Source organism: Mycobacterium branderi (assembly GCF_010728725.1).
Lineage (GTDB): Bacteria > Actinomycetota > Actinomycetes > Mycobacteriales > Mycobacteriaceae > Mycobacterium > Mycobacterium branderi.
Genome location: NZ_AP022606.1, coordinates 2,434,024 through 2,447,477 on the forward strand (window position 1 = coordinate 2,434,024; position 13,454 = coordinate 2,447,477).

A 13,454-nucleotide genomic window follows, 5' to 3' on the forward strand; every position below is an offset into this window, starting at 1 on the left:
TCAGTCAGGTCGCACCGCCGTCACGACTTAGAGCCGGCCTTGGCCCGAGCCTTCTTGGCGGGCGCCTTCTTGGCCGCGGACTTTTTCGCAGGCGCTTTTTTCGCCGGTGCTTTCTTGCCCGCCGTCTTTTTCGCGGGGGCCTTCCCGTCGCCGGAGCGCGCCTTCACGCTGGCCTCCAGCTTGGCCAGCAGATCCGAGACGTCCTCGGTCTCGTCCAGTTCCTTCGGCTGCTCCTCGGTGGTAAACGCTTCGCCGCCTTCGAGTTTGGCCTGGACCAATTCGTGCAGCTGTTCCTGGTAGTCGTCGTGGTAGCGATCCGGGTTGAAGTCATCGGCCATCGATTCCACGACCTGGCCGGCCATCTTGAGTTCGGCCGGTTTGATCTCGACCTTCTTGTCCAGGATCGGGAAGTCCGGGTCGCGAATCTCGTCGGGCCACAACAAGGTATGGATCACCATCACCTCGCGCTTGCTGAAGTCCTTGACACGCAACGCCGCAAGCCGCGTCTTGTTGCGCAGCGCGAAATGCACTATCGCCACCCGGTCGGTTTCGGCAAGCGTCTTGGCCAGCAGCACATACGATTTGGATGACTTACCATCCGGCTCCAAAAAGTAGCTGCGGTCATACATCATCGGGTCGAGTTCACTTGCCGGAACGAATTCCAGCACCTCGATCTCGCGGCTGCGTTCCTCGGGCAACGTGGCGATGTCCTCGTCGGTGATCACCACCATCTGGCCGTCGTCGGATTCGTATGCCCGTGCGAGGTCGCGGTAGTCGACCACTTCGCCGCACACCTCGCAGACCCGCTTGTAGCGGATTCGCCCATTGTCCTTGGCGTGCACCTGGTGGAACTTGATGTCGTGGTCCTCCGTGGCGCTGTACACCTTGACCGGGACGTTGACCAGGCCAAAGGCAATCGAGCCCTTCCAGATGGAACGCATAGTGTCAGTATGCCCGCATGATCAGCCGGGTAAGCGTCGATCTCGATCGTCTGACTTCCTTCCGATCACACACCACGTCTGCACGCGGCCTGCGCCCTTGACGTCGATCGGCCCGCGGGCTTCGCAATCGAATTCACCGCGGACGAGCTCGAAGGTGCCCTGGCTGATGTGGATGACGCCGCTTTGCCCGTGCGACTCCATGCGGCTGGCCATGTTGACGGTCTCACCCCACAGGTCATAGCTGAATTTCTTGCGCCCGATCACACCGGCGACCACCGGACCGGAGTTGATGCCGATGCGAAAGCCCAGCCTGCGCCCGCCGAACGTCCGACGACCAATTTCAGACCGCATGTCGAGAGCCAACTCGACAAGGGCTTGGGCATGGTCGGCGCGGGGGCGCGGCACGCCTGCGGCGACCATGTAGCAGTCGCCGATCGTCTTGATCTTCTCCAGGTCGTATTTGTCGACGAGAGCGTCGAAGCACTGGAACACCTCGTTGAGCAGATCCACCAAGTTCAGCGGCGACATGGCGGCTGCCATCGGAGTGAATTCGACGATGTCCGCAAACAGGATGCTGGCGCCGTCATAGTGGGCGGCGATCGCGCGCGGTTCGGTTTTCAGCGCCTCGGATATCTCCTTCGGCAAGATGTTGAGCAGCAACATCTCCGAGGTCTCCTGGAAGAAGTTGCGACGCGCGACGAAGTAGTGCAACAGCGTGAAAACTATTGCGATCACGGATCCGACGTTGAGCACGAAGAACCAGGTGACAAAGGCGTCGGGCAGATCGGCGGGCGTCAGATGGGGCTGCAGCGCAGCGGTCACGACGAGCAGCGCGACGAAGCCGACGATCCAGAGCACTGTCCGCCGAAGCTCTTCCAGCAGAAGCGATCCCAGCGGACACAGCGCGGCCCAGATGATGACGACGCTGGACTGCCGAAATCCCCCCAGTGCCAGCGTCACCAACCACGGCAAGACCAGGATCAGCAGCAGTTGGCTGGACCGGTAGAACTCCAGATTGCGGGTCCAGGCGAACACTGCGGTGTTGAGCGGGGTGACGAACGTGTAAAACGCCGGGATCACTGCGGCCAACGGGACGTGCATCTGCAGGTAGATCACGCTCCACAACGCCGTGAGCGGAAGAGTACCCGCGCACAGCATGACGGTGAGCCGCTTCTGCAGGGCTGTTTCGTTCGTGTCGGTGGCGAGGGCACCGATGCGCGCAGACCAGGACAGCAACGTACGGCGCATAGGCTTCCCCTCGTCTTCTCGGGGTAGCGGATACGTTAGCCGTCGAATCGGGACGCCGCGGCCGAAACCGATGCCCGGTCGGGCAGATCGGCACCCGCGCGTGCAACCGTCAGCGCCGATGACAACGTCGCCGCGCGCAGCGCATCGGTCAGCGTCTCCGGCGGGATTCGCCGCAGCGCACCACGGCGATCAGCGCCCAGCAGGCCCATCGCCCACAGCGCGTCGATCAGTCCTGCCATGAACGCGTCGCCGGCGCCGACGGTGTCCACCACATGCACCGGCCTGGCCGGCACCCGCACCTCACCGCCCGCGCACAACGCGAATGCGCCCTGCTCGGCCATCGTGACCGCGACGATCGACGGTCCCGACGCCAGCCAGCTTCGGGCAACCACCTCGGGCGGGCGGTCGGGGTCGATCCAGCGCAGGTCCTCCTCGCTGACCTTGACGACGTCACTGCGCTCGAGGAGATGGTCGATGCGCTCGCGGGCCAGGTCGCGGTCGACGATCAACGCCGGGCGCACGTTGGGATCGAAGGTGACCGTCGCCGAAACGCGATAGGTGTCGACGAGGGCGGCGACCGCCAGGCACCCGGGTTCGTGCACAGCGGCAATCGATCCCGTGTGCACGACGAGTGGTGGCGCCACTTCCGGGGTCCCGGACAGTTGCCACTCCAAATCGAATACGTAGTCGGCCGAGCCGTTCTCGTCCACGGTTACCCGCGCGGTCGGTGTTCGCGTGGCAGTCATGCTGCCCGAAACAAGTTGCACCCCAGCATTTTTGGCATGCTCGGCGATGTGCCGACCGTGCGGGTCGTCGCCGATGTGGGTCAAAAGATCGATCTCGCGGCCCAGCCGGGCAAGGCCGACGGCGACGTTGAGCGGGCTGCCGCCGACGTGCTCTTCGGACCCGACGATGTCGATCAACGATTCACCGATCACGAGCCCGCGGCTCATTGCAGCAGCTCTTCCAGCGTCGCCCGAGCCCCTTTGCGCTGCAGTGAATCCAGTGCCCAACTGTATGCCTGGACAAAACGCGGCTGCTGCGCCAGATCTCCGAACACGGCAGTGATCTCGATGAATGCGGTGAGATTTTCGTGCTGCGAGCGGGCGATCGGAATCAGCGAATCCGCCAGTTGGTCCACCACCTCGAATGGGTTACCCCACTCGTCGACGCCCTCGGCGTAGCGCGCCCAGCTGGCCACCGCCGCCGCCGCCAGCCGAACAGACCCATCGTTGGCCAAGTTGTCCTGGATCACCGGCAGCAGCCATTTCGGAATGCGATCCGACGAGTAGGCGCACAGCCGCGCAACGGTATCGCGGACACAGGGGTTGGCGAATCGCTCGAGCAGGTTGCAGCTGTAGTCGTGGAGGTCGATCTCGGGCACCGGCGGCAGCGTCGGGATGGCTTCGAACTGGAAGTAGGCGAGCAGGAATTCGGCGAGCAAGGGGTCGCGGGCCGCCTCGTGAACAAATTCGAAGCCGCACAGATGAGCGAAATAGCACAGGCACTGATGCCCCGCGTTGAGCAGTCGCAGCTTCATCAACTCGTACGGGCGGACATCGTCGACAAGCAGCACGCCCGCTTCTTCCAGCGGTGGCCTGTCATCGGCAAAATCGTCTTCGAGCACCCAGGCGGCGAACGGCTCGGCCACCACGGGCCACCGGTCGTTGACACCGAATTCGCGCCGCACCGTCGCGGCCATATCCAGCGTCGTGGCCGGGGTGATCCGGTCGACCATCGAACTCGGAAACCGGGCGTGTTCGGCGATCCATTCCGCGAGCGCTGGATCCCGGCTTTCGGCATTCGCCAGGACGGCCCGGCTTACGACGTCACCGTTGCCCTCGATGTTGTCGCACGACGCAATCGTCGGCGCGGCGATCCCGCGGTCGCGGCGCTTGGCCAGCGCCTCGGTGATCAACGTGAACGCGGGCCCGTCGGGGTCGCGGTAGCCGCCCTCGGTGATGGTCAGCGAAATGATCCGGGTGGACGCCGCGGCCAGCACCTCCAGCGCTGCCTCAGGATCGTCGGGGGCGTAACGATAGTCGATGATCGAGCCGATCACGTGCGGGTCGCGGCTACCGTCGGGGTTCTCCACGATCAGCGTGTAGAGGCCGTCCTGGTCGCGTAGGACGTCACGCATGGGCCAGTCGCTCGGCAACACGCCGACCCCGCAGATGCCCCACTCGTGGGCCAGCCCCTGCTGCAGCAGCCGGTCGATGTACATGGCCTGATGCGCCCGGTGGAAGTGACCCGCCCCGATATGCGCGATACCGACGCTGACCTTGCTGCGGTCATAGCGCGGTGTCGCGATCGGCAGCTTGCTCAGCGTCGCGTTGTTCAGGTTCATCGCGTTAGGCACGATTGCACAACTCCTCCCGGCCCACGGTCCGAATCGATTTTGCGTAGGTGCTGCACGCCTACGTCAGCGGAACCAAGTACGGGTGACAAACGCGCATGCGCCACAATCCCAGTTTTGTCCATTATCAACCGCGTGCCCAACGCGGCCGGCTCTGTAACGTTTTAGTGTCCTACGTCACGATTATTGACGACAAAGACGATAGTTGGTGGTCAGCAGCCCTTTTCGACGCCGGGACGCGTAGTTTGGCGCTATGGCGCCCCTGGTGAAGCTGACGAACGCCGACAAGGTGCTCTACCCGGCGACGGGCACCACCAAATCCGACGTGTTCGCCTATTACACCAGCATCGCCGAGGTGATGGTGCCGCACATCGCCGGACGCGCCGCCACCCGCAAGCGCTGGCCCAACGGCGTCGACCAGCCGTCGTTCTTCGAAAAGCAGCTGGCGTCCTCGGCGCCGGACTGGCTGCCGCGCGCCAGCGTGGTGCACAAGTCCGCGACGACGACGTATCCGATCATCGACAGCGCGGACGGACTGGCCTGGATCGCCCAGCAGGCCGCGCTCGAGGTACATGTGCCGCAGTGGCGGTTTACCGCGGAGTGGACGCGAAATGGGGAGGAGTTAAAACCCGGCCCGGCAACACGTTTGGTGTTCGACCTCGACCCCGGCGAAGGCGTGACGTTGGCGCAGCTCGCCACGGTGGCCCGCGCCGTGCGGGACCTGATGGCCGACATCGGGCTGACCACATTCCCTCTCACCAGCGGCAGCAAGGGGCTGCACCTCTACGCTCCGCTGGACAAGCCGGTCAGCAGCCGGGGCGCAGTGGTGTTGGCCAAACGTGTTGCGCAGCAACTGGAAAAGTCGATGCCGAAGCTGGTCACTTCGACCATGACCAAGAGTCTGCGGGCCGGCAAGGTGTTTGTGGACTGGAGCCAAAACAACGGGTCGAAGACCACGATCGCGCCGTATTCGCTGCGCGGGCGCGAGCAGCCGACGGTGGCCGCGCCGCGCACCTGGGAGGAACTCGACGACAGAAAGCTTCGCCAACTGTCCTACGACGAGGTGCTGGCGCGGGTCGGGCGCGACGGCGACCTGCTGGCGCAGCTGGACGCCGACATCGTCCCCGACCGGCTGACGAAATACCGCAGCATGCGCGACGCGTCGAAGACACCGGAGCCCGTTCCCGCCGGGAAACCCGTTACCGGCCAAGGCAATGCGTTCGTCATCCAGGAGCATCACGCTCGCCGCCTGCACTACGACTTTCGGCTGGAGCGCGACGGCGTGCTGGTGTCGTGGGCGGTGCCCAAAAACTTACCCGAAACTCCGTCGGTGAACCATCTGGCGGTGCACACCGAGGACCACCCGCTGGAATACGCCACCTTCGAGGGCACGATCCCCAAGGGGGAGTACGGTGCGGGCAAGGTGATCATCTGGGATGCGGGCACGTACGAGGCCGAGAAGTTCCGCGACTCCGCCGAAAATGGGGAAGTCATCGTCACCCTGCACGGCAACCGGATCTCCGGGCGGTACGCGCTGATTCAAACCAGCGGCGATCAATGGCTGGCGCACCGGATGAAAGACCAGAAGGTCTTCGCATTCGACGAACTGACCCCGATGCTCGCCACCGAAGGGTCAGTGGCACACCTGAAGGCGTCGCAGTGGGCATTCGAGGGCAAGTGGGACGGCTATCGGCTGCTCGTCGACGCCGACCACGGCGCTGTGCGGCTGCGGTCGCGGCGCGGCCGGGATGTCACCGGCGAGTATCCCCAATTCCGCTCGCTTGCAAAGGATCTCGCCGACCATCACGTCGTGCTCGACGGCGAGGTCGTCGCGCTGGACGAATCCGGGGTACCCCGGTTTTCCGAAATGCAGAACAGGGTGCGTGCCACCCGGGTCGAGTACTGGGCGTTCGACTTGCTCTATCTGGACGGCCGTTCGCTGCTGCGGGCCAAGTACCGCGACCGGCGCCAACTTCTGGAAACCTTGGCTCGTGGCACCGATCTCATTGTCCCCGACCTGTTGCCCGGAGACGGTGCCGAGGCGCTGGAGTATTCGCGCAAGCACAGCTGGGAAGGCGTGGTCGCGAAGAAACGCGACGCCACCTACCAGCCGGGTCGTCGCTCGGCGTCGTGGATCAAAGACAAGCACTGGAACACCCAAGAAGTCGTCATCGGCGGCTGGCGCGCCGGTGAAGGCGGGCGCACCAGCGGCATCGGCTCACTGCTGATGGGCATCCCGGATGAGGGCGGGCTCTGCTACGCCGGGAAAGTCGGCACCGGCTTTTCCGAACGCGATCTGGCCAACCTCAAGAAAACCCTGGCGCCGTTGCGCACCGATGAATCACCATTCAACGCAAGGCTTCCCACCAAGGATGCGAAAGGGGTGACGTTCGTCGAGCCGACACTCGTCGGCGAAGTTCGTTACAGCGAATGGACATCGGACGGGCGCCTGCGTCAACCAAGTTGGCGCGGACTACGGCCGGACAAGACGCCCGACGAGGTGCGCAAGGAATAGTTACGTCGCGGCCGGCGACAAGAGGGCATCGGTGAGCGCAGACCACGAGTCGGTGATCGCGTGGGCACCCGCATTGATGAGTTCGTCACTGCGGCAAGAACGTTCGTCGTCCGGGACGAACATGAGGTTGCCGACGGTGAGATACCCGGCCGCCACTGCGGAGCTCACGCCGGCGACGGAGTCTTCGATGGCCAGGCCTTGATGAGTGCCGATGCCCATGACCTCGCCGGCATGGCGGTACACCGCCGGATCAGGCTTGCTCGTCGGCACGGGAAGCGAGTCTTCCGCGCTGAAACGCACCGGCGCCGGAATGAGCGCGTCGAGTTCGGTGGCGGTGAAACAGGCATCCAGACGCAGCAAAGCGCTGGAGCTGACCGCGGTCAACGTGTACCGCGAGGCGAGGTCGCGCAGCGGGGACAGCACCTGTGGGTCTGGCCTCAGAGTGACCGACAGGTGAGCGGTGACGTGCTCACGCTCCTGACGCACCCATTTCTCGAGTTCGTCGGCGCACAGCGCACGATCGGTTGCCACGTCGGAATGTGAAGCGACAACTGCCCCGGGGCGGCCCTCTGCCAGCGTCTGATCCATCGGGATCTCGCACAGCACAGCCAGGTCGAGTGCGGTGCTGCGGAAGTTCTTGCCGACGGCCTTCTTCCGCAAGTCGTCGGCGGTCAGAGGTGCCGACACGCCGAACCTGGCCAGGAAGCGGTTGGTCACCTCGACCGAGGCGTCGAAAGCCGGTGCCTCAGAAGGGAAGAGGTTGTCGTCGGCGTCGCAGAGCAAAGTGGTGATCTGGGCTGGGTCGAATTCGCGCATCACGGCCAGCCCCTGAGGGTTCAGCCCCATGCCACCTCCCGACCGGTGTCCCCCAGCGCTTCGCGCAGTGTGGGTTGCACGCCGCGCGCATCGATGTCGGCGATCATCTCGCTGAGGTGCTCGGCAAAGTGGGGCACCCCACGCAGGTCGGTGAAGATTTCGTGTTCCAGCAGCGGGTAGGCGTTGTTTCCTCCCCGGGTCGCCAGCTCCGTCAGCAGTTCTGCCTGCGGGTCCTGGATGTGGATTGTGCGGCCGTCGAGGTCGTGGCCGCGCAGATAGCGGGCCCACCCGGCCACGGCGAGCATCAGAAGGTTGTGCGGTCCGCCCTGCTTGATCGCCTCCTGCAAGGAGGGCAGCACAAACGACGGCATCTTTTCCGATCCCCGGCGTGCCAACCGCGACAACTGGTCGGGGATACGGGGATTGCTGAGCCGGGTGAGCAACGTGTTCCGATAGGCGCGGGTGTTCATCGGATGCGCGGCCGGTAGCAGCGGCTGGATCTCGTCGCGCATGAGCGCCTCGACGTAGCCGTAAATGACCGGGTCATTCATCGCTTCGTCCGTCCGCTCGTAGCCGGCCAGCGTGGCCAGGCACCCGAGTGCCAAATGAGTTGCGTTGAGCAGCCGGGTCTTAACGAGTTTGTAGTCGCTGACGTCGGCGACGAACTCGGCGCCGACCTCCTCGAGCGGCGGGCGGCCGTGGGAAAAGCTGTCCTCGATGATCCACTGAGAATGCGGTTCGGTCAGCACCGGCAGTTTGTCGGCGATGCCGAATGTGCGTTCGACGAATTCGCAGTCCTCGTCCGAGGTCTGCGGCGTGATCCGGTCGACCATGGTCGACGGGAAGGCGACATTGGTCTCGATCCAGCGGGCGAGGCCCGGATCACGCAACATCGCGAACGACACGAGCGCGGTGCGCGCCATCTGCGTGTTGTCCGGGATGTTGTCACAGCACAGCACCGTGAACGGGGCAATACCGGCGCGGCGGCGGAAGTCGAGTGCCTCGGTCAGGTATGCCCACGCCGTGGCAAAGCACGACGCGGACGGTGCGGCCAGATCGGCGCGCACGTCGGGGTGGGAGGCATCGAATTCGCCGGTACACGGGTCCAGGTAGTACCCATTCCCGGTGATAGTCAGGCTGACGATGCGGGTTTGAGGATCCGTCAGAGCGGCACGCACAGCTGCGCTGTCGTGTGGCGCGTAGTGATAGTCGCCGATCGAGCCGACCACGCGGGCCGTTTGGCGGTCACGTCCGCGTTGCACAACGGTGTAAAGCCCGTCCTGAGCCGTCAGCAGATCTTTGACCTTGGGATTGCGCAGGCTGATGTCGGTGACTCCCCACTGTCGGGAAACACCTGAGCGCGCAAGGTCATCGAAGTAAACGGCCTGATGAGCGCGGTGAAAGTTGCCCGGCCCAATGTGAACCACACTGGGCCGAAGCGCTGACCTGTCATAAGTTGGCACGTCGATCCGTTGCGAATGCAGTGGCAATGTGGCGTTGCTCAACGGAACGCCGACGGCGCGGCGCAAGGGGACGACGTTGCTGATGTTTTTTCGGTATCCCATCGCGCGGACGAACTTAGCTTCGTCCTCGGCAGGCTTCAAGGGAACAGGCCGCCGTTACCCCCGATAAGTCTGTCGTCAGCAGGCGTGGAGCCGAGATGGTGACCTTCGCCACACGACGGTGTGTTCGAATGGGCAACGCCTTGCGCCGCAAGCGGTTCCCATCGTCAGTCGTCGATGTGCGTGGGCGGGTCGGCGAACGCGCCGTCACCGGGCTGGTGATCAGGACCCATCACATCGCAGCGCTTGTCGGGCACCAGGTAGGAACTGGCGCCCCGATACATCAAAGTGGCGACTGCCACGCAGCGTTGCCAGGTGCCGTCGGGCTGGACGGGCCCGTCGCACTTGCTGATGACGGGACCTTCGTACTGGCAGCCGGCGCCCGCTACCGGCGCCGAGACGATCGGCGCCGCGACCGTCAGCAGGGCGGCCAATCCTCCGATGATGCAGCGCTTCATAGTCGTCTCCCGTCACACCCGGCAACGGTTGACGCTACCGCGTATTTCGGCTGTTTTTCCTGCCTTCGAGGTGTCGTGATCCGTATGTTGATGCGCATGCGGTGGGTGACCTATCGAGACGATGACGGCGAACGCACCGGGATCCTCGCCGACGATGTGATCCATCCGATGCCGCCGGGCGTGACGCTGCTGGATCTCATCGCGCTGGGGGCTGCCGGATTACACGAGGCGGGCGAGAACGCGCTGCGCTCGCCGCACACCGTGCCAGTGGACGGGGTGAGGCTGCGGGCACCGATCCCGCGCCCGCCGTCGATCCGCGACTCGTTGTGCTTTCTAGACCACATGCGCAACTGCCAGGCGGCGACGGGCGGCGGCCGGGTGCTCAAGGACACCTGGTACCGCATCCCCGCGTTCTACTTCGCCTGCCCGTCAACCGTGCTCGGCCCCTATGACGACGCGCCGATGGCTCCCGGAAGTGCTTGGCAGGACTTCGAATTGGAGATTGCGGCGGTGATCGGGCGTGCAGGCAAGGATCTGTCGGTCGACGAAGCGGAGCACGCCATCATCGGCTACACCATCTTCAACGACTGGTCTGCGCGTGACCTGCAGCAATTGGAGGGCCAACTGGGTATCGGGCAAGCCAAGGGCAAGGACAGCGGCGTCACCCTGGGCCCGTACCTCGTGACTCCCGACGAACTGCAGCCCTATCGCCGCGATGGCAAACTGAGCCTCGACGTGACCGCGTTGGTCAACGACGCGGTGATCGGATCCGGGTCGACGGGGACGATGGACTGGAGCTTCGGCGAGGTCATCTCCTACGCCTCACGCGGCGTAATGCTCACTCCCGGTGATGTTTTCGGCTCCGGCACGGTGCCCACGTGCACGCTCGTCGAACACCTGACCGACCCGCAATTCCCCGGTTGGCTGCGCGACGGCGACGTCGTCACACTGCGGGTGCAGGGGCTCGGCGAGACGCGCCAGACTGTCCGCCGCACGCCCGCTCCGCACCGCCTGCCCCCGCGGCCCAACCCGGACGCCAAACCGGACAAGCCGCGGGTCAACCGGGCGCCGGCGAAGGTTCCCTACACCCGCGGCCTGCACGAGGTGGCCGAGAAAGTGTGGGCGTGGACGTTGCCCGACGGCGGATACGGCTGGAGCAACGCCGGGCTGGTCGCCGGCGACTGCGTGTCGCTCCTCGTCGACACGCTGTTCGACCTGGCGCTGACCCGCGAAATGCTGGCCGCGATGCAGCCCATCACGGACGCCGCACCGATCACCGACGCGCTGATCACCCATTCCAACGGCGACCACACCCACGGCAACCAGCTGCTGGACCGCTCGGTGCGCGTCATCGCCGCCAAGGGAACGGCCGAGGAGATCGCGCACGGCATGGCGCCCGAGATGCTGGCCATGACCCAGACCGCCGACCTGGGGCCGGCGACACGATATCTGCGAGATCGCTTCGGTCCCTTCGACTTCAGCGGGATCACGCTGCGAAACGCCGACCAGACGTTCGACGACCGGCTCACCATCGAGGTCGGCGGCCGCGAGGTGCGGCTGCTGAACCTGGGGCCTGCCCACACCGCGGCCGACTCGGTCGTGCATGTCGCCGACGCGGGCGTGCTGTTCGCCGGGGACCTGCTGTTCGTCGGCTGCACCCCGATCGTGTGGGCCGGCCCGATCGCCAACTGGATAGCCGCCTGCGACGCGATGATCGCGCTGGACGCGCCGACGGTGGTGCCCGGCCACGGACCGGTCACCGATCCCGACGGCATCCGCGCCGTCCGCGGCTATCTCGTGCATGTCAACGAGCAAGCCGAGGCCGCCTACCGCCAGGGCCTGTCGTTCGCCGAGGCGGCCGACGCGATCGACCTCGGCGAGTACGCGGCATGGCTGGACGCCGAACGCATTGTCGTCAACGTCTACCAGCGCTACCGCGAACTCGACCCGGCCACACCGCAATTGGAGCCGATGGCGTTGCTGGCGATGCAGGCGGAGTGGTTCGCCAAACACAACTGAGCTCAGCACCGCGTCGCGGCGCGAACGCGCTGCCGGCGGTCATCGGCACTACCCGCCGGAGCATCCAGACACAAGCCGTGCATGCCCAGGATCGTTCCGTCGGTGTCGTGGCACGGCGCGGCGACCATGACCACGTCGTGCACGTGATGGGCGGTGTCCACGATGCGGTGCTGCGAACTGAACGGACGGCGCGTGCGACGGGCGTCGTGCAGCGTCGCGGCCACCTGCCGGTAGTCGTCGAGATGGACATGCGACAGCAGCAGCGGTGTGCTCGGCGCCGTGGTCCCCGGCTGATAGCCATGCATCCGCTCGACCTGCGCCGACCACAGCCACCGGTCGTCGTCGATGTTGAACCAAAACCAGCCCATCTCGGCCGATCGATCGTCGATGCCAGTCTCTGCGCGCAGGTTAGTCGTGTTCATCGAGACCCCCTCATTGGCGCGAACAAGCAACTCGCACTTGGCGAAGATTGCAGGGAAAGGCCACTTATGGCTTGGCGGCCTATTGCCCTATACCCACCGGTTCGTCGAATGATTCCTCTGGGGAGTTTGTTTTTGACCTACGGTTCCGTAGCGGCCGCACTCAAAGTTTGGCGATCACGTTCTCGGCGAACTTCTCCAAGTTGCGGATCTTGGTATCCAGCGGCTCAGTGTCGGGGCCTTTGATGTAGGGCACGCGGAAGCCGACGATGACGTCGGTGACACCCTTGTCCTCCAGCCGCTTGATGCCGTCGAGGGTGAACGCGTCGGCCGAGATGACGTGGATCTCGAACGGCCCGGTCTTGCCCTCTTCTTCGCGAAACTGCTTGAGCCGCACCAGGAGCCGATCCAGCTCCGCGGGGTCGCCGCCGCCGTGCATCCAGCCGTCGGCGCGGGCGGCCCGCCGCAGTGCCGCATCGGCATGGCCGCCGACCAGGATCGGGATCGGCTGGGTGGGCGCCGGGGTCATCTTGGTTTTCGGGATGTCGTAGAACTCGCCGTGGAACTCGAAGTACTCGCCGGTGGTCAGGCCGCGCACGATTTCGATGCACTCGTCGATTCGCTTGCCGCGCTTGGCAAACGGAACACCCATCAGCTCGTAGTCCTCCGGCCACGGGCTGGTGCCGACGCCAAGGCCGACCCGGTTGCCGATCAGCGCCGCCAGCGAACCGGCCTGCTTGGCCACCAGCGCCGGCGGCCGGATGGGCAGCTTGAGCACAAAGAAGTTGAACCGCAGCGTCGTCGTCACCGCGCCCAGCGCGGCCGTCAGCACGAACGTCTCGATGAACGCCTTGTCCTCGAGGAACTCGCGACTGCCGTCGGGCGTGTACGGGTACTTCGCGTCGGACTCGAACGGATAGGCGATGCTGTCCGGGATCGTCATGGCGGCGTACCCGGCCGCCTCGGCGGCCTTCGCCAGCGGGATGTAGAACGCCGGATCGGTCATCGCCTCCGCGTAGCTGAACCGCACACCGCCTCCTGTCGTCGCACGTCAAACAGATGCTAGAACGCGCTATCTGTAGTTGCCGCCCGCGCCAGGGCGCGCGACAATTGGTGCCAT

At 65.1% G+C, this 13,454-nt stretch carries 11 protein-coding genes; 2 read left to right on the top strand and 9 right to left on the bottom strand.

What is annotated here, in order from left to right:
- Positions 1-20 precede the first annotated feature (20 nt).
- Genes ku through G6N47_RS12625 form a run of 4 tightly spaced genes read right to left on the bottom strand, consistent with a single transcriptional unit; the run spans position 21 to position 4,536 of the window.
- The gene (ku, locus tag G6N47_RS12610; RefSeq protein ID WP_083131373.1) at positions 21-941 is read right to left on the bottom strand and encodes a non-homologous end joining protein Ku; all 921 of its coding nucleotides are present in this window, start codon (positions 939-941) and stop codon (positions 21-23) included.
- Positions 942-962: 21 nt separating this feature from the next.
- Positions 963-2,189 carry an adenylate/guanylate cyclase domain-containing protein gene (locus G6N47_RS12615; RefSeq protein ID WP_083131374.1) on the bottom strand — a complete coding sequence of 409 codons (1,227 nt, stop codon included), beginning with the start codon at positions 2,187-2,189 and terminating at the stop codon, positions 963-965.
- Positions 2,190-2,224: 35 nt separating this feature from the next.
- Complete coding sequence (locus G6N47_RS12620; protein ID WP_083131375.1) at positions 2,225-3,142, bottom strand: carbohydrate kinase family protein; 918 nt, start codon at positions 3,140-3,142, stop codon at positions 2,225-2,227.
- The gene (locus G6N47_RS12625; protein WP_083131376.1) at positions 3,139-4,536 is read right to left on the bottom strand and encodes a mannitol dehydrogenase family protein; all 1,398 of its coding nucleotides are present in this window, start codon (positions 4,534-4,536) and stop codon (positions 3,139-3,141) included. The genes G6N47_RS12620 and G6N47_RS12625 overlap by 4 nt, the downstream gene beginning before the upstream one ends.
- Before the next feature lie 262 nt (positions 4,537-4,798).
- Between G6N47_RS12625 and G6N47_RS12630 the strand changes: the two genes are divergently transcribed.
- The gene (locus G6N47_RS12630) at positions 4,799-7,060 is read left to right on the top strand and encodes an ATP-dependent DNA ligase (protein WP_083131377.1); all 2,262 of its coding nucleotides are present in this window, start codon (positions 4,799-4,801) and stop codon (positions 7,058-7,060) included.
- Here the strand turns inward: G6N47_RS12630 and G6N47_RS12635 are convergent, their stop codons facing one another.
- The 3 genes from G6N47_RS12635 to G6N47_RS12645 form a co-directional block, all read right to left on the bottom strand.
- The gene (locus G6N47_RS12635) at positions 7,061-7,900 is read right to left on the bottom strand and encodes an HAD family hydrolase (protein ID WP_083131467.1); all 840 of its coding nucleotides are present in this window, start codon (positions 7,898-7,900) and stop codon (positions 7,061-7,063) included.
- Positions 7,897-9,441: a mannitol dehydrogenase family protein gene (locus G6N47_RS12640; protein WP_083131468.1), complete on the bottom strand. Its 1,545-nt coding sequence runs from the start codon at positions 9,439-9,441 to the stop codon at positions 7,897-7,899. Before G6N47_RS12640 ends, G6N47_RS12635 begins: the two co-directional genes overlap by 4 nt.
- 164 nt (positions 9,442-9,605) lie before the next feature.
- Positions 9,606-9,896: a CDGP domain-containing protein gene (locus tag G6N47_RS12645; RefSeq protein ID WP_083131378.1), complete on the bottom strand. Its 291-nt coding sequence runs from the start codon at positions 9,894-9,896 to the stop codon at positions 9,606-9,608.
- 96 nt (positions 9,897-9,992) lie between these two features.
- On the opposite strand from G6N47_RS12645, the gene G6N47_RS12650 reads away from it, so the two are divergent.
- On the top strand, positions 9,993-11,915 hold the full coding sequence (locus tag G6N47_RS12650) for a fumarylacetoacetate hydrolase family protein (RefSeq protein ID WP_083131469.1): 1,923 nt from the start codon (positions 9,993-9,995) through the stop codon (positions 11,913-11,915).
- A 2-nt stretch (positions 11,916-11,917) separates the two neighbouring features.
- Here the strand turns inward: G6N47_RS12650 and G6N47_RS12655 are convergent, their stop codons facing one another.
- Positions 11,918-12,337 (bottom strand): PAS domain-containing protein, encoded by a 420-nt coding sequence (locus tag G6N47_RS12655; protein ID WP_083131379.1) that lies wholly within the window; start codon positions 12,335-12,337, stop codon positions 11,918-11,920.
- Between the two features lie 160 nt (positions 12,338-12,497).
- Positions 12,498-13,364, bottom strand: a complete 867-nt coding sequence (locus tag G6N47_RS12660; RefSeq protein ID WP_083131380.1) for an LLM class flavin-dependent oxidoreductase — start codon at positions 13,362-13,364, stop codon at positions 12,498-12,500.
- Positions 13,365-13,454: the final 90 nt, after the last annotated feature.